Source organism: Sulfurovum sp. (assembly GCA_026990595.1).
GTDB lineage: Bacteria > Campylobacterota > Campylobacteria > Campylobacterales > Sulfurovaceae > Sulfurovum.
Genome location: JALXCZ010000004.1, coordinates 68,931 through 90,046, shown reverse-complemented (window position 1 = coordinate 90,046; position 21,116 = coordinate 68,931). Strand labels below are relative to the sequence as shown.

General features: G+C 34.8%; 23 protein-coding genes. 20 read left to right on the top strand and 3 right to left on the bottom strand.

The window, feature by feature from the left end:
- The 17 genes from MVE01_RS01430 to MVE01_RS01350 all read left to right on the top strand — a co-directional run.
- Positions 1-170, top strand: a 170-nt coding sequence (locus tag MVE01_RS01430; RefSeq protein WP_472560382.1) for a glutamine amidotransferase-related protein, incomplete at its 5' end; no start/stop codon positions are given.
- Between the two features lie 43 nt (positions 171-213).
- Positions 214-1,254, top strand: a complete 1,041-nt coding sequence (locus MVE01_RS01425) for a D-alanine--D-alanine ligase (protein WP_472560380.1) — start codon at positions 214-216, stop codon at positions 1,252-1,254.
- Between the two features lie 268 nt (positions 1,255-1,522).
- A complete protein-coding gene (gene ccoN, locus MVE01_RS01420; protein WP_472560379.1) occupies positions 1,523-2,989 on the top strand; it encodes a cytochrome-c oxidase, cbb3-type subunit I in 1,467 nt (488 codons plus the stop codon).
- Between the two features lie 11 nt (positions 2,990-3,000).
- On the top strand, positions 3,001-3,696 hold the full coding sequence (ccoO, locus tag MVE01_RS01415; RefSeq protein WP_472560378.1) for a cytochrome-c oxidase, cbb3-type subunit II: 696 nt from the start codon (positions 3,001-3,003) through the stop codon (positions 3,694-3,696).
- The gene (locus tag MVE01_RS01410) at positions 3,697-3,915 is read left to right on the top strand and encodes a cytochrome c oxidase, cbb3-type, CcoQ subunit (RefSeq protein WP_472560377.1); all 219 of its coding nucleotides are present in this window, start codon (positions 3,697-3,699) and stop codon (positions 3,913-3,915) included.
- Complete coding sequence (locus tag MVE01_RS01405) at positions 3,912-4,805, top strand: c-type cytochrome (RefSeq protein WP_472560376.1); 894 nt, start codon at positions 3,912-3,914, stop codon at positions 4,803-4,805. Before MVE01_RS01410 ends, MVE01_RS01405 begins: the two co-directional genes overlap by 4 nt.
- 1 nt (position 4,806) lies before the next feature.
- Positions 4,807-5,043 carry a DUF4006 family protein gene (locus MVE01_RS01400; RefSeq protein WP_472560375.1) on the top strand — a complete coding sequence of 79 codons (237 nt, stop codon included), beginning with the start codon at positions 4,807-4,809 and terminating at the stop codon, positions 5,041-5,043.
- 123 nt (positions 5,044-5,166) lie between these two features.
- Positions 5,167-5,796, top strand: a complete 630-nt coding sequence (locus MVE01_RS01395) for a hypothetical protein (protein ID WP_472560374.1) — start codon at positions 5,167-5,169, stop codon at positions 5,794-5,796.
- Positions 5,783-6,331 carry a FixH family protein gene (locus tag MVE01_RS01390; protein WP_472560373.1) on the top strand — a complete coding sequence of 183 codons (549 nt, stop codon included), beginning with the start codon at positions 5,783-5,785 and terminating at the stop codon, positions 6,329-6,331. Before MVE01_RS01395 ends, MVE01_RS01390 begins: the two co-directional genes overlap by 14 nt.
- 50 nt (positions 6,332-6,381) lie before the next feature.
- The gene (locus MVE01_RS01385) at positions 6,382-6,612 is read left to right on the top strand and encodes a hypothetical protein (protein WP_472560372.1); all 231 of its coding nucleotides are present in this window, start codon (positions 6,382-6,384) and stop codon (positions 6,610-6,612) included.
- Positions 6,613-6,641: 29 nt separating this feature from the next.
- Positions 6,642-8,969 (top strand): PD-(D/E)XK nuclease family protein, encoded by a 2,328-nt coding sequence (locus MVE01_RS01380; RefSeq protein WP_472560371.1) that lies wholly within the window; start codon positions 6,642-6,644, stop codon positions 8,967-8,969.
- Positions 8,970-9,016: 47 nt separating this feature from the next.
- Positions 9,017-10,210 carry an N-6 DNA methylase gene (locus tag MVE01_RS01375; protein ID WP_472560370.1) on the top strand — a complete coding sequence of 398 codons (1,194 nt, stop codon included), beginning with the start codon at positions 9,017-9,019 and terminating at the stop codon, positions 10,208-10,210.
- On the top strand, positions 10,200-11,138 hold the full coding sequence (locus MVE01_RS01370) for a phosphoribosyltransferase-like protein (RefSeq protein WP_472560369.1): 939 nt from the start codon (positions 10,200-10,202) through the stop codon (positions 11,136-11,138). Before MVE01_RS01375 ends, MVE01_RS01370 begins: the two co-directional genes overlap by 11 nt.
- 8 nt (positions 11,139-11,146) lie before the next feature.
- On the top strand, positions 11,147-13,162 hold the full coding sequence (locus MVE01_RS01365; protein ID WP_472560368.1) for an ORC-CDC6 family AAA ATPase: 2,016 nt from the start codon (positions 11,147-11,149) through the stop codon (positions 13,160-13,162).
- An 11-nt stretch (positions 13,163-13,173) separates the two neighbouring features.
- Entirely contained in the window at positions 13,174-14,109 is a 936-nt protein-coding gene (locus MVE01_RS01360; protein WP_472560367.1) for a hypothetical protein, read from the top strand.
- A 76-nt stretch (positions 14,110-14,185) separates the two neighbouring features.
- Positions 14,186-14,416, top strand: coding sequence for an AbrB/MazE/SpoVT family DNA-binding domain-containing protein (locus tag MVE01_RS01355; protein ID WP_472560366.1), 231 nt, complete (start codon positions 14,186-14,188; stop codon positions 14,414-14,416).
- Positions 14,406-14,717: a type II toxin-antitoxin system PemK/MazF family toxin gene (locus tag MVE01_RS01350; protein WP_472560365.1), complete on the top strand. Its 312-nt coding sequence runs from the start codon at positions 14,406-14,408 to the stop codon at positions 14,715-14,717. Before MVE01_RS01355 ends, MVE01_RS01350 begins: the two co-directional genes overlap by 11 nt.
- Before the next feature lie 32 nt (positions 14,718-14,749).
- On the opposite strand, the gene MVE01_RS01345 is transcribed toward MVE01_RS01350, so the two are convergent.
- Positions 14,750-15,193, bottom strand: a complete 444-nt coding sequence (locus MVE01_RS01345) for a heme-binding domain-containing protein (RefSeq protein WP_472560364.1) — start codon at positions 15,191-15,193, stop codon at positions 14,750-14,752.
- Between the two features lie 102 nt (positions 15,194-15,295).
- On the opposite strand from MVE01_RS01345, the gene MVE01_RS01340 reads away from it, so the two are divergent.
- The 3 genes from MVE01_RS01340 to rpsI all read left to right on the top strand — a co-directional run bounded on the left by MVE01_RS01340 (position 15,296) and on the right by rpsI (position 19,004).
- Positions 15,296-18,025, top strand: coding sequence for a RecB-like helicase (locus MVE01_RS01340; protein ID WP_472560363.1), 2,730 nt, complete (start codon positions 15,296-15,298; stop codon positions 18,023-18,025).
- Between the two features lie 161 nt (positions 18,026-18,186).
- Entirely contained in the window at positions 18,187-18,612 is a 426-nt protein-coding gene (gene rplM, locus MVE01_RS01335) for a 50S ribosomal protein L13 (protein ID WP_472560362.1), read from the top strand.
- Between the two features lie 2 nt (positions 18,613-18,614).
- Positions 18,615-19,004 (top strand): 30S ribosomal protein S9, encoded by a 390-nt coding sequence (rpsI, locus tag MVE01_RS01330; protein WP_472560361.1) that lies wholly within the window; start codon positions 18,615-18,617, stop codon positions 19,002-19,004.
- Positions 19,005-19,309: 305 nt separating this feature from the next.
- Here rpsI and MVE01_RS01325 read toward each other — a convergent pair whose 3' ends face one another.
- Positions 19,310-19,462: a hypothetical protein gene (locus tag MVE01_RS01325; RefSeq protein ID WP_472560360.1), complete on the bottom strand. Its 153-nt coding sequence runs from the start codon at positions 19,460-19,462 to the stop codon at positions 19,310-19,312.
- 35 nt (positions 19,463-19,497) lie between these two features.
- Positions 19,498-20,973 carry an NAD(P)/FAD-dependent oxidoreductase gene (locus tag MVE01_RS01320; RefSeq protein ID WP_472560359.1) on the bottom strand — a complete coding sequence of 492 codons (1,476 nt, stop codon included), beginning with the start codon at positions 20,971-20,973 and terminating at the stop codon, positions 19,498-19,500.
- Positions 20,974-21,116 lie beyond the last annotated feature (143 nt).

Genomic DNA, 21,116 nt, shown 5'->3' with positions numbered 1-21,116 from the left:
ACAATATCACAGAAATAGCAACAGTCACCCACGTGAACCTCTTTGACAATACGATAGAGGGACTTAAATATAATGACTCTCCGACCATGTCAGTACAGCACCACCCTGAAGCAAGTCCCGGACCACATGAGAGTGCCTATATCTTTGGCGAATTTGCCAAGATGCTGTAAAATTAGAAATTAGAAATTAGAAATTAGAAATTAGGAAACCATTATGAATATCGCCATACTTTTCGGAGGATCAAGTTTTGAACATGAAATAAGCATCGTCTCTGCGATCACTATGAAAAAAGTACTTAAAAAGAGTACATTGACCTACATTTTTGTAGACAGTAACAGAGAGTTCTATTTTATAGATACAAAAGCCATTAATGCCAAACTTTTCTCTTCAGGAGCGTATAAAAAGAGTAAACAGTTGACACTTAAAAAAAATGGATTCTTTGCAGATGGTATGTTTGGAAGTAAAGCGGTTGATTTTGATGTAGCCTTGAATCTTATTCATGGAAGAGATGGAGAGGATGGGAAGATAGCTTCAATGATGGAATTTTTCGGCATTCCTTTTATCTCTCCGCGTATGGAAGCCTCAGCACTCTCTTACAATAAACTCTATACAAAGTTTTTGGTGCAGAGTGTAGGTGTAAAAACAGTTGCCTATGAACACCTTTCCAAAAATGATGAGAGAAAGATAGGTATGGATTACCCTGTGATCATAAAACCTGTTCGTTTAGGCTCAAGTATCGGTGTAAGTATTGTTAAGGAAGCTTCAGAACTTGACTATGCATTGGATGTAGCTTTTGAGTTCGATACAGATGTTATTGTAGAGCCTTTTATCGAGGGTGTAAAAGAATATAATCAGGCCGGATGCTATACCAATGAATGGGAGCTTTCTATTGTGGAAGAGCCGCATAAAGAAGCATTCCTTGATTTTGAGAAGAAATATATGGACTTCTCACGTGACTCACAAGTGCTTGCAGCAGATATTGATGATGTGATAAAAAGCAAAATTCAAGAGAGCTTTAAAAAAATCTATGACCCACTTTTTAATGGAAGTATTATTCGTTGTGATTTTTTTGTTGTAGATGGTGAAGTATTACTGAATGAAATCAATCCGATACCAGGTTCCATGGCAAACTATCTTTTTGAAGATTTTGAAGGGATGGTTGAAAGAGTCGCAAAAAATCTTCCAAAAGAGCAGAATATTACAGTAGATTATCAGTATATCCACTCTATACAAAGTGCGAAAGGCAAGGCATAAAACAGTTGTCTAATTCATACCCTTTTACTCCTATAAAAATCAAATAAATTGATACAGATCAATTTTTATTTAGGAGTATTTTTCTCCTATATAGCCCTAAAACAGGGCATTACTTAACTATGTGTTACAATTTGTCCCTCTCATAAAAATTAATAAAAATATTAAGCTTCAATCATTAAAAAAAGTATTATAATCATAGTTGAATGTTGTCAAATTATGTCAAGACATGATTTTTTATTACAACATAAAATTTTACAAGGGGGTATGCATGCAATCAAACGCAGCATTAGAATATGATTATACCATTGCAAAATTGTACACTTATACAGCAATTTTGTTTGGTTTTGTTGGTATGTTAATTGGTACGCTCATCGCAGCACAATTAGCATTTCCGGATTTAAACTACTTATTGGGTGAATATGGGACTTTCTCAAGATTGAGACCACTTCACACTAACGTGGTTATTTATGGATTTACGGTAAGTGGTATATTTGCTACTTTTTACTATTCAGCGCAAAGAGTACTCAAGGTCTCTATGGCAGAGTCAAAGTTCATAATGTTTGTAGGAAAGTTACAGTTTTTCCTCTATCTTATAGCAGCGACTGCTATGGTCATTACAGAGCTTATGGGCTATACTCAATCTAAAGAGTATGCACAAATGGAATGGCCGCTGGATTTACTCATTGTTGTAATCTGGGTACTTTGGGGTGTAGCAATGTTTGCACTGATCGGTATCAGAAGAGAGAAAGCGCTCTATATCTCTATGTGGTATTTCATCGCATGTTTCCTTGGTGTGGCTATGCTTTACCTTTTCAACAATATGGCTGTACCGACATACTTCACATCCGGTGGTGTAGGTAGCATTATGCACTCAGTTTCTATGTATTCCGGTACGAATGATGCATTGGTACAATGGTGGTGGGGACACAATGCAGTTGCATTTGTATTTACTGTGCCTATCGTCGGTATGATCTATTACTTCCTTCCTAAAGAATCAGGTCAATCGGTTTATTCTTATAAACTTTCTCTTCTCTCTTTCTGGGGTCTTATGTTTGTTTATCTTTGGGCTGGTTCGCACCACCTTCTCTGGTCAACAGTTCCTGACTGGATGCAGACAATGGGTTCTATCTTCTCGGTAGTACTTATCTTACCTTCATGGGGTTCAGCGATCAACATGCTTCTTACAATGAAAGGTGAGTGGAACCAGCTAACTGAAAACCCACTTATCAAGTTTATGGTATTGGCATCTACATTCTATATGCTTTCTACTCTTGAAGGACCGATCCAAGCGATAAAATCTGTTAATGCGATTGCACACTTTACAGACTGGATCCCTGGACACGTTCACGATGGTGTACTTGGTTGGGTTGCGTTTATGATCATGGCGGCATTGTTCCATATGGCTCCGCGTATGTTTAAGAGAGAAATTTACTCTAAGAAGCTTATTGAAGCACAATTCTGGCTTCAGACAACGGCCGTTGTTCTTTACTTTACTTCTATGTGGATCGCAGGTATTACACAGGGTATGATGTGGAGAGCGGTAGATGAGTATGGTAACTTGATGTATTCATTCATCGATACAGTGACTGTACTTCATCCTTACTATGCGATCAGAGCACTTGCAGGCGTATTATTCGTGACAGGTTTTGTGATGTTCGCTTACAATATGATTAAAACTATGACTTCTTCAAGAGAACTTTCTGAAGAACCACAGTTCAAATCACCTATGGCATAAGGAGGTAGGTTATGTTTCATTGGTTAGAAAAAAATCCATTCTTCTTTGCAGTAGGAGTATTTTTGGTTATCGCATTTGCAGGACTCGTTGAGATCCTGCCAAACTTTGCAGAAGCTTCAAGACCGGTAGCAGGACTTCGTCCTTATACTGTACTTGAGCTTGCAGGGAAAGAAGTCTATAAAAAAGATAACTGTATTGCGTGTCATTCACAGTTAATCCGTCCATTTAAAGCTGAGACTGACAGATATGGTCAGTATTCACTCTCTGGTGAGTATGCGTATGACAGACCATTCCTTTGGGGTTCAAAAAGAACTGGTCCGGATCTTCACCGTGTAGGAAACTATAGAACAACTGATTGGCATGAAAACCATATGTGGGAGCCAACTTCTGTAGTACCTGGATCTATTATGCCGGCATATAAACATCAGTTTACAAATACTGCCGATATTGCAACAGCGTATGCAGAAGCAGTCACTGTAAAAAATGTATTTCATGTACCTTATGGGGATGATATCAAAGCAGGGGAAAAAGCATTTGATGCATATAAGCCAAAAATATTGGCTGAAGCAAAAAAAGTTGCTGATCAGATGAAAAATAAAGATGTTAAAGATATGGTAGCAGCGGGTAAAGTACCAGAAGTTGTCGCTCTTATCTCTTATCTTAACAGTCTGGGTAGAAGTCGTTATGAGGCGAATAAAGTAAAATAAATGGATATTAGAGAACTTCAAGGCTATGCCACTTTCTTTATGACCATAGTATTTGTACTGGTATTGTATTGGTATATTGTATATCTTTACAGAAGTGAAAAAAAAGGTGAGAAAGATTATGAAAAGTTAGGTAATATTGCACTCGATGATGAAATCGACAGTAAACCTATCAATAGTAGTAATCCTATTTCCAATGATAAAAAGGAGCGAAATAAATGAATGCGTTAATGGCAAAAGGACTTCTCTTTGCTGCAATATTGATCGGTGCTACAATTTATGTTGTAAACTCGATGCATATTGACCTAAGTGATCCTATTAACTTAATAACAATGATCGGAGCAATTGCAATTGCAGTATTGACTGTGGGTGTATCTATTAAATATATCAACCAGATGAAAACAGATTCAGCAAGTGGAGAACTTGCTGAAGAGAACTGGGATGGTATTGGTGAATATAAGAATGAACTTCCTTCAGGATGGGCATTTTCGTTTTTAGGAACAATGATCTGGGCAATGTGGTATTGGACTATGGGATATCCTGTCAATGCCTTCAGTCAGATAGGTCAATATAACGAAGAGGTAAAAGCATACAATGCAAAGTTTGAAGCAACAAACAAAAATGCAGATGCTGCAACTCTTCAACAAATGGGTGAGTCAATCTTCCTGGTTCAGTGTGCACCATGTCATGGTACAACCGGTGATGGACTTTCAGGTAAGGCACATGACTTTGTAGATGGTAGAATTTCCAAGAAGCAGGTACTTGCAGTCATTAAAAATGGTTCAAACCAATTGGGTTACCAAATGGGTGCTATGCCTCCAATGATGGCTCAAGGTAAAGATGCTGAAGATATTGCAACCTATGTTGCCGGAGGCATGAAAGGTAAACAGCCTGCTGCCTTTGCAGCATGTGCTTCTTGTCACGGAGCAGACGGTAAAGGAATGAACGGTATGGCTGCAAATATTGCAGACTACGATGAAAATCTTATCACGCATGTGGTCAAACATGGTAAAAAAGGTGCGATCGGTACAATGCCGGCATTCCATGACAGAATGACTCCTATACAGATTAAAGCACTTGCAACATATATTAAATCATTAAGAGGAGAATAAGATGGCAGCAACTGAAAATACGAACAGAGCCGTATTTGGTCTCAATGGTGTTACCGGTATGCTGATTGCAACAGTACTTCTTTTAAGTATTCTTGCATTCCTTACGACATGGGGTCTTGGTGTACAGCAGAAATCTGCAACCAACCCTTATGATCCAACGCCGATCACGAGTAACTTGGATAATGTAAAAGAAAACAGTAAAGCGAATGCAAATTTTGCATTTAAAGATGCTAAATAATTCATAAAAGGATAAAATATGATTACAATTATGGATAAAGTACTTGGTTGGGGCATGGTAATTACAGCTATTTATACTGCATGGGCAGTACTCACACCAAATCACCTTTATATAGGTTAAACAATGACCAAAGTTCAAGTAAGGTACGCCTTGCTTGCTTTGTTACTTCCGCTTCTTCTGAATGCCGCACATATTCTCAAAGATGACCTTTTAAGACCTGAAGCTTCAAAACTCATTGAACGAATGGGAGATGAACTATTCTCAAAAACAGGTATAAATGAGTATGTCGTGGCAACCAATGAAAATTTCCCTGAGAGATTTAATTTGGTAGCGTACAGCAAGAAATATGAAGGTAATGTAAGCAAGCCTTATGTCATGCTAATATTTGCACCTAATGCAATAATCACACAGAAATCCGGACAGAAAGGAAGAGTAGCCCTTATTCCTTCATCTGATGTATTGCGGAAACTTTACACTAAGAGTGATGTGATGGATGCGACTATAGATGTAGTAGCATCTGAGGATAAAAATACAAAAGAAGATAAGTTTAATATTGGTATAGTACAGGGTTTTTCAGAGTTGGCAGATCAAATAGCAACTTCGAAAAATGTGAAATTAAAGACAACAATCCCTAATGACACAAGAACCATTATCGGATATGTAAAGATTTTGGTGTTTATTGGTACATTCTTTGTACTGTGGATATTTATTTTACGACCACTATGGATGAGGATAAAAAATGGCAAACAATAAAGAGAAAACCTACTGGCCTCATATGATCATGGGTTTTTTGTTAATAGGAATAACTTTAGGATACTGGACTGTTAAATCAGCCACATCCATTCCTGTACAGGAATCAAATGAATATATGTTGAAGTACCAGCAAGCGGATATGAATATCAATACTATTTTAGAAAAAAAAGCGCAGTTTGATAAAAATTACAATATAGAACTTACACATGCTAAAATGCTTAAAGAGAAGATAGAACATTCAAAAGTTCAAAAAGAACGTCAATCTGTTGCATTGGTAAAAGGTAAGAATATTTTTACTTACAAAGTTATGCAAAAAGACGGTACAGTGATCTCAGATGCAAATGTTACTTTTTTGCTGACAAGACCACATACCAGGAAAGATGATGTGTATATTGAAAATATACCTTTTATAGATGGGCAGTATAAAGTAGAAAATATTGATGTCATAAAACCTGGAAGATATACACTCCAACTAAGAGCCAAGATAGGTGATGCTGTCGGATATTCAAATATATCTGCCTACCTGAAACCTTGAATCGGTTAACCTTGTCATGGTATACTCCTTATATTTTAAGATGAGATACCATGATGTCCAAATTTACCACTGCACTGCTTTTTAATCTTTTTGTCTATTTTACTTACGCTATTATCGATAAGCTCTTTACCTTTTTACATTTCTATTCCAATGTTAAATTGGGTGAATCACTCTCTGTAATACCTACAACAAGTGATATTATATTGATCATACTGAATGTTTTGCTCTCTTCACTCTTTAGTGTATACCTACTTTACAAGATCAAAGCCAACATGCTTTAGCTACTGCTTTTTATGCTATACTTCAAAGCATGAACAGACTACAGATATATCCTACTTCCAGAGCTTTACGTACCTTTAGTCAAAAACACAAAGAGTCAGATGGATTTCTGCCTACATTCATGCGTATAGATGAATTTGAGCAACGTGTTGTACTTGTGGAAAACAGAGTACAGGTTGATCCTCTCCAACGTATATTACTGTTACGAGAAGCTGCGAAGTTTGAAGCCTTTGAAACACTCAATCTGGATCGTAATTTGATACGTTTCTTTACCAAAAGTGATGCACTCTTTAAATTTTTTGAAGAATTGGCAGCAGAACATGTGAATTTTGAAATGCTAGTCAATGCAGATGCTTATGCTGAGTTTGAAAGCCATTTAAATGTTTTGGAAAAACTTTTAGAAAACTACAGGAAACTTCTTGACAGGAGAGGTTTTACTGACAAGGCATTTATTCCCAATGTCTATGCATTAAATGAAGGATTTATTCAAAGTTATGAGACGATAGAAATATATTTAGAAGGCTATCTCAGTCGTTTCGAACTGGAGCTCTTAGAGAAGATAGCAGAACAAACAGAAGTGATAATCCACTACACAACCAGCAGATTTAACACAAAAATGCAAGAGCGTTTTGAAATATATGGTCTTGCCCTTCTCCATAACAGTTTTGTTTCATTTGATTTTTCAAAAAAAGAGATTCTCTCTGTGGAGGAGAACAGACAATGCATTGATACGACAGTCTTATCTGTACAGGAACGTGAAGAACAGATTGCTGTTGCTTTTGCAAAAGTAGATGAGATGGTACGCTCAGGGATAAAACCTGAAAAAATTGTGCTTGTTTTGCCGGATGAAACATTTAAAGAACATTTCATGCTGTTTGATAAACAAAATAACCTGAACTTTGCTATGGGGTATGACTATAGTAAAAAACGTATTTACACAATACTTGAAGCCCTCTATACGTATTGGCAAAGTTATGAGAAAAAAAAGAAAGAGATTTTAGAGCGTTATGGAGTTGAGAGTCAAATCTTGGAAAATATTTCTCCCTCTGAAAGTATGGAAATCAACGTATTTTTTGCTTTCTTGGAGCAGATGAAACTGCATGAAATCAGTGTAGAAAGGGTAGATGAGGCTGCACGAAATTTTCTGACACTGTTTCAAACAGAAAAGCTCTCTTTGAAAGAGTGGCTCTTTTTATGGCTCAAGACACTCTCAAAAATCACCATAGATGATGTAAGAGGGGGGTTGGTTACAGTTATGGGTGTGTTAGAGACCAGAGGTGTGAGCTTTGAAGGCGTTGTTATTGTTGATTTCAATGAGGGAATAGTCCCTGCAACATCCAGTAAAGACCAGTTTTTGAATTCTCAAGTACGCTCTTTTGCAAATTTACCGACCAAGAGTGACAGAGAAGCACTTCAGAAGCAGTATTATAAACGATTGCTTGAACAGGCCTCACAGAGTGTTATTATTTACAGTACTGGAGATAACCGGTTGCCTTCAAAATTTCTCTATGAGTTGGGACTTGGGCATACAGAACAGAGCAAGCCGCAACTCGATCTGCTTTACTCTCAAGCTTCACAGCTGACAGAAGAGAGTGAGCCTGTGTTAGAGGAATTTGATGCCTCTACTATTATTTGGTCAGCTTCAAGGCTGAAAACCTATCTGGAGTGTAAGCGGAAGTATTATTATCGGTATATACAGAAATTACAGGCTAAGCCGGAAGATGAGCTCAATGAAGGTGCTTTTTTACATTTACTTTTAGAGCATTTGCATAGAGAGAATAACAGCTATACAAGCAAAGAAGAGATGCAAAAGCAGATAGCTATTTTGTTGGATACACTCCTGCCGATTGATGATGCACAGACAAAATATAAAAAACTACTATGGGAAGAGAAACTCAAGGGGTTTATTGAAAGTCAAATAGAACATTTCAAGGCAGAATGGAAAGTGGTAGAGAGAGAAAAAGAATTCCAGGGTGACATAGGCGGACTGCGTTTCAAAGGACGCATAGACCGCATAGACCAAAACGCCACACACACCCTGATATTGGATTATAAGAGTGGAAGTACCAAAGAGGCTCAGAAGACAAGGAATCTGGAAACGCTGAACGACTTACAAATGAGCATCTACCATCAAATGCTAAGCAGCAAATACCAAAATATGAACCTAGCCTTTGTGAAACTCTTTGAAAACGGAGAGATAGAAGAGATAACTGCTTTAGAAGAGAAAAATATACGCCTGGCAGAAGTCATAGTAGAACTCAAACAGACTAAAAGTTTTATAGCTGAAAAGACAGAAGATTTACAGAAGTGCAAATATTGTGAGTTTGCTTTGATGTGTGGGAGAGGGGAGTATCTTTGATACTTTTACGATAAAATATATTAACAAATACTTGGGAGTGATACAAAATGACTATGCGGCAAAAATATCAACAGTTTTTTACGCCTAAAAAATATAGTCAAGTAATAATAAACCTATTAGATGATTTTAGACCAAATAAAATTATAGATTTGGCTATGGGTGAAGGTTCACTTTTAATTGAAGCACAAGAAAAATGGACTGAAGCACAATATTATGGCAATGATATTGATAAAAAATGCTGTAAGAAGTTAGAAGAAAATTATAATGATATACATACGTTTAATTATGATATTTTTTTAAACTCCTCTATGGTTAATATAAAGAAAGAGATAGATAGTGTAGATTTATGTATAGGAAACCCACCTTTTTATAAAATAATATTAGATGATGAAATTAAAATACTTTTAAAAGAATTTAACTTACAACATTTATATAATTCTGAACATATTTCATCAGAAGTCCCTTTTATATTACAGTGTTTTAAAATACTAAAAGAAAATGGAGTATTAGCTTTAATATTACCAGATGGATTCTTTACCAATAATTGTTTAAAGTCTTTTAGAAAGTTTATTCTATCAAATTACCAAATAGACAAAGTCCTTGAATTGCCAGCAAATATTTTTGAGCATACAAAAGCTAAGACACATATAATAATTTTAGAAAATAGGAAACCAACAGATGCTTTTGTAAATTTATATGCATATAATGAAAATTGCATAACTATAGATAAAGATGAAGCTATAAAAAGGATGGATTATAGTTTTTATAAAAGCATAGATAATTTTCATGATGAAATAAATACCTTGGAGAATTTAGATATTGAATTATTTAGAGGCAGACCAAAATATAAATTAGATGATATAGAGAAAATTCATATGCTACATAGCACAAACTTTAAATTAAGGAAAGAGGTATTTAGTAATCGACTCAAAAGTATTAATAAAATCAAAAGACATGAAGACAAAATAGCTCAAAAAGATGATATTGTAATAGTGAGAGTAGGCTCATCATGTTTGGGAAATGTAGGTATAGTAGAAAAAGGATATTTTGTGGTTACTGATTGTATCTTTGTAATAAGAATAAAAGATAAGAATTTACGAAATATTGTATATCTCTCTCTAAAATCTGAAATGGGTCAAAGGTGGATTCAGTCTCATGCTAAGGGTGTAGCTGCAAGACATATAACATTAGAAGAAATAACAAAGTTTCCTATAAATATAAAGGCTAATAATGGCGTTTAAAGCTCCAAATAATTATTTAGAATTTTATAATGAGATGGTAAGGAAAAGTGAAAAATTAATTCTCATTGGTTACTGGGATAAAATTGAAATTAGAAAACTACACAAATGGCTAGAGAACTTTAAAACAAATGAGGAAAAATATTTATCCGCACTTATATTATACAAATTAGTATACAGGAATGATAAAAGCATCGATTCTATGATTAGTAAGTTATTTCATATCACGATACCAAATCTTTTGGAAGAAAATAAAATATATCCGTTCAATATGACAATGAATGAATGGAGAATTAAACTTAAAGATAAAGACTTTAGGCACGTAATGAATTTTTCATTTAGTACTATTACCTCTGATGAACTTGGAGATAGTGGAAATGATTATATAAGAAGATTAAGAGATAAATTTATTGCCAAAGAGTTAGTTTGTAAAGTAACTGCTAATAAAATAAGAGAACATCATAAAGCTTTGATTTTTATTGATGATATTCTTGCAAGTGGCAAACAAATTAATGATTTTTTAACTGCTTATAAAAATGATTTAATAAAATACGATTATATCATTTTTACACCACTTATTGCTCACGTAAAAGGAATTAAAAGTATTTATCAAACATTTAAATCTTTAGATTATTCTAATACATTAATTATAAAACCATTAGAAATAATTACTTGTGATAATCATATGTTGGATTTTAAAATACAAGATGATGGCTATTTTGATGCTGAAAATTCCATTGAAGATTTAGAAACTTTTTATATATCACTTGTTCATAGAAAAGAATTAAAACAATATAAAGAAGATAGTTTTGGATTCGGAAATTTAGGGTTAAATTTAATATTTTCAACAGGCATACCAGATAATACAATACCACTTATTCGCTGTACCAATGATGATAATTCATGGTCTCCATTGTATGAAAAATTTTAAGGAATGAAATGAAAAGAAAATCATTAACTAGCTCTTTTTCTATGAATAGGGCAGAAGAATCATCTTCTGATGTTTGGGGCGAGTATGTACTTCCTATTAATTATAAAGAGTATAATTTATTACAGAGTGAGAAATCAACGCACATCACAGGTGGCCGAGGTATAGGTAAAACAGCTTATTTACTTTATCATTGTTATCCTACTATTTTAAGTTCTAAAAAAGACAAGATTAGTAATATTGAATTGAAGAGAATAGGGTTGTATTTTAAGCCAGACTCAGAGCTACTTATAGATATGACAAGTTCGGTCTTAGGAAAAGATTGGTTATCTGCATTTAATGCATATGTTGGATTATCTATTTTTATTGAGTTAAGTAAATTTTTAAAAACCTTTTTACAATCTTCATACGAAAATAATGATATTAAAGAGTCAATACGTAGGCTTGTATTACCTCGTAGGGTACTTAAGTTTTTAGGTATTCCAAAAGATATTAAATTTATAGATTTTGAAGATGAAGGACATATGCTACGATCTGAATTAGTGGATTGGCTATGTAATCCAGAAGATACTTTCCCTTTTCCATTTAAAGCAAAAGAAAAGATTGAGTTTTTTATAAAAATTATCAAAAATGTCGAAGTATTTAAAGATACAAAATTTCATATTTTTATAGATGAATTTGAAAATTTAAATCAAGAACAGCAACAATTAGTTAATACATGGATAAAGCATGTACCAGAAAGTACAATTTACAATGTGGCATATAAAAATTATTATGAACCTGCTGCTTCTACACTAGCTAGTGAAAGCATTCAGCCACGAAATGATTATAGAGAAATTAATATTGAAGTTGATTTAATAGGAGTGGATAACTTTAAATTACTTGCAGCAGAAATCATTATAAATAAAGTCCAAACAGTCTTTAATGATAAATACATAGATTTAATAGAATATGATTTAAACTATTTGTCTGATGAAGAATTTATTAAACTACGAAAAGATGATGAGTATCAAGATAAAATTGATAAAATCATTAATAATATGTTCCCATCTATATCGTTAAAAGAGGTTTCAAAAATTATTATGGGCGATACTCTCCTAAGAGGAAAAGTAAATAAATCAATTCAATCAGCATTAGGTAGAAATACAGATTTTAAAGTAGAACAATTTATTGATGATGATAAGCCCGAAGAAAGTATTTTAAATGCTGTTTTATTACATAGAAAAAGTATTAATGCAAAAATTTTATTAGATAGTTTTACTAATAAAATAGAAGAATATGCAAAATGGAAGAATAATAATCTTTTTGGAGCAATCCTCTATATATATAATAAAGAAAAAATAAATAGAAGATGTCCATATTATGGTGGATTTAAACATTTTACTGAGCAATCAGCTTTAAATATCAGACATACTTTAGAATTAGTACTTCAGTGTTTTATTTATGTAGAAAAGCAAAATAGTAGTTTTCAAAGCTTGCAAGATATTTCAGTTAATATTGAATACCAGGCAAATGTTGTACGAGATGTAAGTAGAAATGAATTTGATAGGAAAATTGCATATCTTGGTACGTATGGTAAAAAATTAAAAAAAATAGCAGAACGATTAGGTAAGTTATTTGAACTTGCGCATAACAATCCCGCACAAAGTTTTGCAGAAGTAAATCTTTTTGCACTTATTTCTTCTGCAGAAGAAGAAAAGTTATCAAGTAGTGAAATAGCTGATTATGAACTTTTGTTAAGAGAATTACTTGTATGGTCAGTATTAACAGAAAAAGATAATACTAAAAAATGGAAAAGTTCTCAAAATAATTCTTTAAAAGAATATAGATTACATCCAATGCTGTCATCATATTTTGGTATAAGCTTTAGAAAGAAAAGGAAATATGATTTTAATTATTCAGAAATTAAAACAATTTTTTTAGGTACAGATATTGAGTATCAAGAATTACATAAAAAGTATGCAGAAAAAAATAATAATGAAAATGATAACTCTGAAGAAATTACTTTATTGGATATGATTAAATGAAGCTAGAATTTATGAAGATTAAAGAGTATTCATCTATAGACAATCTTGAGTGCATTTCAAATAGTTTATTTTTTCATGGAAATAAAATAGATGATAGAAGCACACAGATGGTAAATGTTTTTTCTAAAAAATGTAAAGTAAACTTAGAAATTATTTATCAGAATGAGACTAATACTTTTTTGGTCAATGCTAATAATAAAAATTTTATTGAATTTAAAAAACAAATTTTAGATACTATAAAAGTTAACAATATTCCATCTATATTTCTTGAAGCTACGTCATTAGGCTATACTGAGATATTGCAAATATTACTATCTTTATCAGGAGTAGAGAGTAAGGACATAAAAATAAGTATTTTATATGCTGAACCGTTAGAATATACCAAAAAAGTACAGAATAATTTAGATAATGAAGCATACGAACTTTCGGAAGATTATCATCCACATAAATATATAAAACCTTTTTTACTAAAAGACCCACATGATGCAGTTTCTACTAATAGAACGGCTATGTTAATAACTTTTATTGGATTTGAGGAAAATAGGTTGGGTAGAGTAATAGAAAAAAATAATGAAGATGATAATAAATATAATGACTTTATCTATGTAATGCCTGTTCCTGGTTTTAAATTTGGATGGGAAAATATTTCATTATCAAAACATTATCACTTAATAGATAATTATAAAGAAATGCATTATGCACCTGCTGATGATCCATATGAAACATATAGGATTCTTGAAAAAATTATTGAAAATAATCCTGATAGAAAAATTGTTATTATGCCGCTAGGAACAAAACCTTGTACAATAGGTGCATCAATATTTTTAGTAAATAAAAAGTTAGAAAATAAAATTGACGTAGCAACAAAATTTGATTTTCCAATTAAGAGTAGAGGTAGAAGTAAAGGTATTAGTAAGATATATGAATATAGTTTGAAGCTAATATAGTTAAAAATTTTCTAAAAATAATATTTCAATTTGACATAAAAACATAATTATACTATAATTATAAAAAGGAGTCATTATGCAGGTTTCACTTATAAACATAGGAACGAGTAAAGGCATACGGATACCATCTTCTATTCTTAAAGAAATGGATAAACCTCAAAGCTTTGAACTGCGTATAGAAGAGGGTAGTATTATACTAGATGTAGTAGAAGAACCTCGGAAAGGTTGGGGTGATAAGTTTAGTGACAGTGATAATGCACTGCTGATAGATGATACTTTAGATGTGGATGCGTGGGATGAGATATAAGCAATATAGCGTTGTGATAGTAAATCTTAATCCTACAGTCGGTTCTGAGATACAAAAAACTAGACCTTGTTTGGTCATCTCTCCCTATGAGATGAACTATTCTAATGTCATTGTAGCACCTATGACTTCAAAAAAGAAAGACTATCCTACAAGAGTACAACTTAAACCCGATAGCTTTGTGGTACTTGACCAGATACGGACTATATCTGTAAAACGTATAGTTAAAATAACAGATACAAAAGTTAGTAAAAAAAATATAGATAAAGTGAAGAAAATTATTAAAGAGATGTTGGTGGATTAAAAATAAGAGTAGAGATAGAGAGGGGAGTATCTTTAATACTCATCCTCTTTGATGTGACTTTCTGCCCATACTTTGATTTGGTTACGCTGTTTTTTTGTAAGTTTGGCATCTTTATGAATGGTCAAGTACATAGGCATAGGCATTTGAAAATTGATCGTTTTTGCAATACCTTTGTATATCTTCTGTTTTTTTGCTTCATCATAATTTCCCCATTCCTGAAAGTTCACAGCGATTCTTCCATTTTTAATATGACTTTTTACTTCAAGGGACATAGGAGAAATATGTCCATACCATGGCATTTTAGTCTGGTAGGAGTGACAGTCGTAACAAGAGGTCTTAAGCATTGACATAATCTCCTTGGGTGCCTGTATCTCCTTTGTCGGATCAACTGTTTTAGGAGGTTTTGGAATATCTATTTGAATAGCTTGAAGCAGAATAAAAGTACCTAAAGTCCAGAGTAAAAGTTGTTTGAACATAGTGTGTTTCCTTGATGGTTTATTGATGGCATTATAGTGACATAAAGTAAATATGTTATGAAAATAGGTATGATATGAAAAATAAAAAGTAAAGAGTATAAATTGAGTTTTAAACCCTTTTTAGCGTATTCAGCCTCAGCAGGCTCAGGCAAAACCTTTGCACTCTCCGTACGTTACATCTCACTACTTTTCATGGGAGAGTCACCGTCAAGTATATTGGCAGCGACATTTACCAACAAAGCAGCTGCAGAGATGCGACAGAGGGTAGTGGACTCTTTGCGTAATCTTGGAGACAATGAAGCCTTTTTGAATGCTGTGTTGGTAGAGACAGGGTTGAGTAGAGAAGAGTTGTTTAGGAAGCAGCCAGAGGTATTGGCTCGGTTTCTTTCACATACTTCTTTCATCGTGACACTTGACAGCTTTTTTTCCAGCATACTTCGTTCTGCCTCTTTGGAGTTGGGGTTAGAGCCTGACTTTGTGACCAAAGAGCAGGGCACAGATGAACTGGAGAAACATTTTTTAGATGAAGTACAAGCCAATGCTTTGCTTTCCAATCTTGTGAAACTGGCTATAGACATAGAAGATAAACGTTTTGGAAAGATCTTTGACTTGATGCAGAACTTTTATAAGGTAGACCCTTTACTGCCAGAGCAAAAAAAGAGTAGTTTGGTTTTAGCTAAACAAGAAGAGGTCTGTGAAGCTTTACGACTAAAGATGATAAAAGCACTTGAGTGCGTAGGAGCGGCTACACGGTGTATGAAGCAGTTTGAAACAAAGAGTATTAAAGAGCTGTTTGCCAAGACACTCTTTGAAAAAGAGACTTTGGGGGAGCATAGCTGGTATAAAAAAGTAGCCAATGATGAGATAGAGGGATTCTATGCGTATCTTAAAATAGAACTGGCGAAATGGGCTGAGGCTAGAGAAGCAATAGTGCTAGAAAACCTTTTTAATATCTACGCCTACTACAGAAATGCCAACATTACCAATGCCAAGAGTTCAGGGGTGTTGAGCTTTGATGACTTGACCTATTTCACCTATAGGCTTTTATATGAGAGTATCAGCAAGGAGTTTTTGTATTTTAAGATAGACTCTAGGTTTAAACACATATTGCTAGATGAGTTTCAGGATACCTCTACCTTGCAGTTTTTACTTCTCAAACCACTCATAGATGAAATTTTTGCAGGTTCAGGGCAGAGTGAGTTTAGAAGTTTTTTCTATGTGGGCGATACCAAGCAGTCGCTTTACCGTTTTCGTGGTGGGGTAGAAGAGTTGTTTGATAAGGTGGCCCATGACTATGGTGTAGAGATACTCCCTATGGATACCAACTACAGAAGTAGCAAAAACGTAGTAGAGCAGGTGAACCGTTGGTTTGAGCCTAGTATGAAGGGGTATGTGCCCCAAAAGAGTAGAGAGGGTGCATCTGAGGGGTATGTGGAAGTAGTAGAGTCAGAAGAGCTTATAGACGAAGCTGTCAAACAAGCCAAAAGATTGTTAGATTTAGGGGTTGATGTAGATGACATAGCCTTTTTGGTCTCTACCAACAAAGATGGACAGACTCTGCAAGAGGCATGTCAAAATGTGGGGATAGAGACTTTACTTAAGACCTCCTCTTCACTTAAAAATATGCCAAAAATAGCAGCATTGGTGGCGATGACAGAGTATTTGTTCTTTGGAGAGAAGATAGATGCACAGGCAATGCTGCTTCATGTAGGTAAATCACTTGAAGAGGTAGATCTCTCTTGGTTCTCTGCTTTTATGTCTCCACTGCAAGTGATAGATAGACTGATACGTGAGTTTGGATACTTTGATGAAGACTTAAATGTATTGAAGCTTTTGGAGTTTGCCTCCAACTATAGTGATATTCCTACTTTTGTGGAGGAGTTTCATACTTCAAGCATTGCTGTGGCATCCAACACTGTGTATGGAGCAAAGATAATGACCATACATGGCTCCAAAGGTTTGGAGTTTGAGTATGTGATACTCTTAGATAAATTGACGCGAAAGAATACTGATAAGTCGGCACTTTTGTATCATTATGATGAAAGTTTATATATAGACAAGATACTCTATCGTACAAAGGGTAGAGAAAATTTTGACTCTGAGTATGCACAGATTATGGAAGAACGCAAAATCTCCTCTGCTAAAGACAGTATGAATGTACTCTATGTTGCACTCACACGTGCAGTGGAGGGAATGATAGTGATACGAAAGCCCAAAGATTCACTCTTTGATGCTTTGGGTATGAAGGTCATGTCTGTAGGTGTGTTAAAAACTGTAGGGGTCAACCCGTGTGTTGACCCAAAAATAATCAAAGAAGCATCAAACATTACGATAACAAACTATGGTACACAAGAGAGCCCTGAAAAGCCTGAAGAGGACGAAAAAGACTATGAAGCTATTTTATTTGGTACAGCCTTGCACTATGCTTTAGAGATGTTGGCACAATTTGATGAGAGAAGTTTACATATGGCTAGGGTAGCAGTGCAAAACAGATATGGACAGCAACTCACGAAGAAAAGTATGGATGAGATAGCACAACGTGTAAGAGATTTAATCGCAGATGAAGCATTTCAAACATTATTAGAGGGTGCAAAAGTACGTAAAGAACAGTCTCTCTCTTTTGAAGGTGAAGTAAAACAGATAGATCTATTTTTGGAGTATGAAAACCATAATCTGGTAATAGACTATAAAAGTTCTAAAAAATATGGATTAAAGCATCAGAATCAAGTAGAATATTATAAAAAAGCAATTGCACATATTACAGGGAAAAGAACAGAGGGGATGATAATTTATCTATTAGATAAGGAAATTGTGCTTTCAAGCTTAAACTAAACTGAATTTAAAAAAATATTAAGGTTAAGTGGGTACAATCCGTCCACAAATGATGAAAAGCGTTAAAAAAGGCAAACTGCTTTGCGTTTTTAGCTTTGGAACCGAAACGGTCGTAGCGAATGCGAAGCCGTGTAGGTAAAACAATAAAACAAGGAAATATCATGAACATGACAAAGGTACTTAAACCTGCTGAAGTGACACGTGACTGGCATCTTATTGATGCAGAAGGTAAAACTTTTGGTCGTATTTTGACAGATGTGGCAACACTTCTTAGAGGTAAACATAAACCATCATTTACTCCAAATGTAGACTGTGGTGACTACGTAGTTATCATTAATGCTGAAAAAGCAAAATTCTCTGGTGTAAAACTGGAAGAGAAAGAGTACTTTACACACTCTGGATACTTTGGTTCTACAAAGAGTAAAAAACTTGGTGATATGCTAGAAAATCATACTGAGAAACTTTATATGCGTGCTATGAGAGGTATGCTTCCAAAGACTAAACTTGGTAAACAGATGATTAAAAAAATGAAAGTATACGCGGGTAGCGAACACCCACATACTGCACAAATCAATAAGGGAGCGTAACCATGGCTACATTTTATGCAACAGGAAAAAGAAAAGCGGCTATCGCTAAAGTTTGGTTAACTCCAGGTAATGGTGAAATGCTTATTAACGGTAAAACACTTGACCAATGGCTAGGTGGTCATGAGACACTTAAGATGAAAGTGAGACTTCCACTTGAACTTACTAAACAGTTAGACAGTATGAACATTAAAGCAACAACTCTTGGCGGTGGTTATTCTGCTCAAGCAGATGCTTTAAAACATGCTATCACTAAAGCGTTGGTAGAGTTTGAACCGACATTTAGAGCAATTCTGAAGCCAGAAGGTCTTCTTACTCGCGACTCCAGAGTTGTTGAACGTAAGAAACCAGGTAAGAAAAAAGCAAGACGTTCTCCACAGTTCTCAAAACGTTAATCGGTATTCGATTACTTTTACTTCTTTGCAAGAGATATTCTCTTGCAAAACCATTCCCCTCATTTTTTATTACTTCATCAATATTAACAAAATCAAAAATAATTCTTTTAATTGATACAAGATATATGCATGAGAATTTGGAAACATGAAGAAATAAAAAGTAGCCCTTGAAATCAATCCAAATGTAAATAAAGCTTACGAAAGATTATTCTACTTTGGGATGTTGCTTTTATTGATGTTAGATAAGAGAGAGTAAATATAAAGAAGTAGTACTGACCCAAGGGATAAAACCTTGGGTAGTTGTTTTAGTGGTGTGATTTAGCAATCAGTACGGTCATTTTAATGTTAATCCATATAAACTGGATTATCTGCCAGATAACACAGTTTCTTAAAAAGAGGGTAAATTTCCCTGGTACCGGCGTATAGTCATTCTGCTCGTATTGTTCTATATGTTTCATTGAGTCTCCTTTAATTATAATAATATTTTTTTTGTTTATTCAGGGATCAGTGTCCAGCCTGGCTTGAGCTTGGCTTTCCAGATAAATCCGTAGTGAAGCAACAGCTTAACCCAGTGACCTGCAAGACCAATGGTCCCGAATGTTCCGTTAAGGTCTCTTCCATATTCATACTTGTCGTAGTCTGGAACGACAGGATACATTGTCATAGAAACAGCCGTACCATTGAGAAGTCCTTTTCCTGTACTTGCCACACAGGCAGCACCCATTTCTGCCATATTCGCTGTATGCGTAGGCTTGTCTGTTACACCTTTGATCATATCACAGATAGAAGCGGCAACCGCTTTCCCCATCATGGCACTTGGCATCCCTGTTCTTGGAGGTGTAGGATTGATGGCCGTACCGTTTGGTGAACTCATTGGCTTAGAGATAAAGTGTGGCGGTGCAAAGGCAATACCTACAGCAAAGATGTTGCTGTACGTTGGGTTTTGCAATGTACTTGGCCAGTCTTTTGGAGACCAGTTCTCAAATCCTCTGGCACCACTTTCATAATCTGCATCAACTTTCATCATTGTATTTGGAGCAAAAATCACACTTGACATATCTGAACCATCTTTAGCTGTAGCAGTTAACCCTGCTCCTGCAAATGGAGGGATAAGCATTGCAAAGTCATACGCTTCTTCATGCATGGTACCATCAAGTGTTTCGTAATGTACCTTGTCTGCCTCTACTTTGTTTACATGGGCACGCTTGATCCATTTGATCCCTCTTTCTACATAAAGAGATTCAGCAAAGACTTTACCACTGGTAACATACCCTCCGGCTTTAATGTGCATACCCCCGACACCAAAGTCACCCAATTCATATTCATTGGAGATATATGTAATGGTTGCTTTGTCTCTTACGCCTTCCTGTTTTAGGAAGTGATCTACGTTAAAGATATATTCAAATGCTGCACCCTGACAGGTACACATACCGTGCCCCAAACCAACGAGTATACGCTTCTCTTCACCTGCTTTCATTTTTTCTGCAAGTGCTTTGAGCTCAAGTGAAGCATGGATCGCATGATCAGCAGTACATACAGATACTGTATGTTCACCTAGCTGCCCTTTTCCATCTCCTAGTCCCGGTGTTGCATCAAAGTTCAGCTTTGGTCCAGTGGCATTGATGAGGTAATCATATTCCAATGCTTCTGTTTGACCTTCTTTGCCCTGTCCTGTATATTCAATAGTGATATACTCTTTATCACTTTCAGCATTTCCTTCAGGATGAATAGAAACTGCTTTTGCCTGTCTATAGTCAATACCTGCTTTCTCATACACTGGTGCGAGAGGAAAAGTTACATCCTCTTTTGTCATTTCTCCTATTCCTACAAAAATATTGGAGGGGATCCAGTTCCAGAGTGAGTTGGGTGTTACCACCACTACTTCATGCTCATTACCGAGCCATTTTTTTGCAAATGATGCAGCTGTGTGTCCCGAAACTCCACCACCCATAATTACTAATCGTGCCATAGCATTCCTTCATGTTAAAATATTGTTCTATCAATTCTAGGGTAACAATATTTAAATATAAGTTAATTTTTATAATTTAATCTTTTTAATTAGAAATACTTATTTAATAAATTACTTTAAACTATAATATATGCTTTATCTAA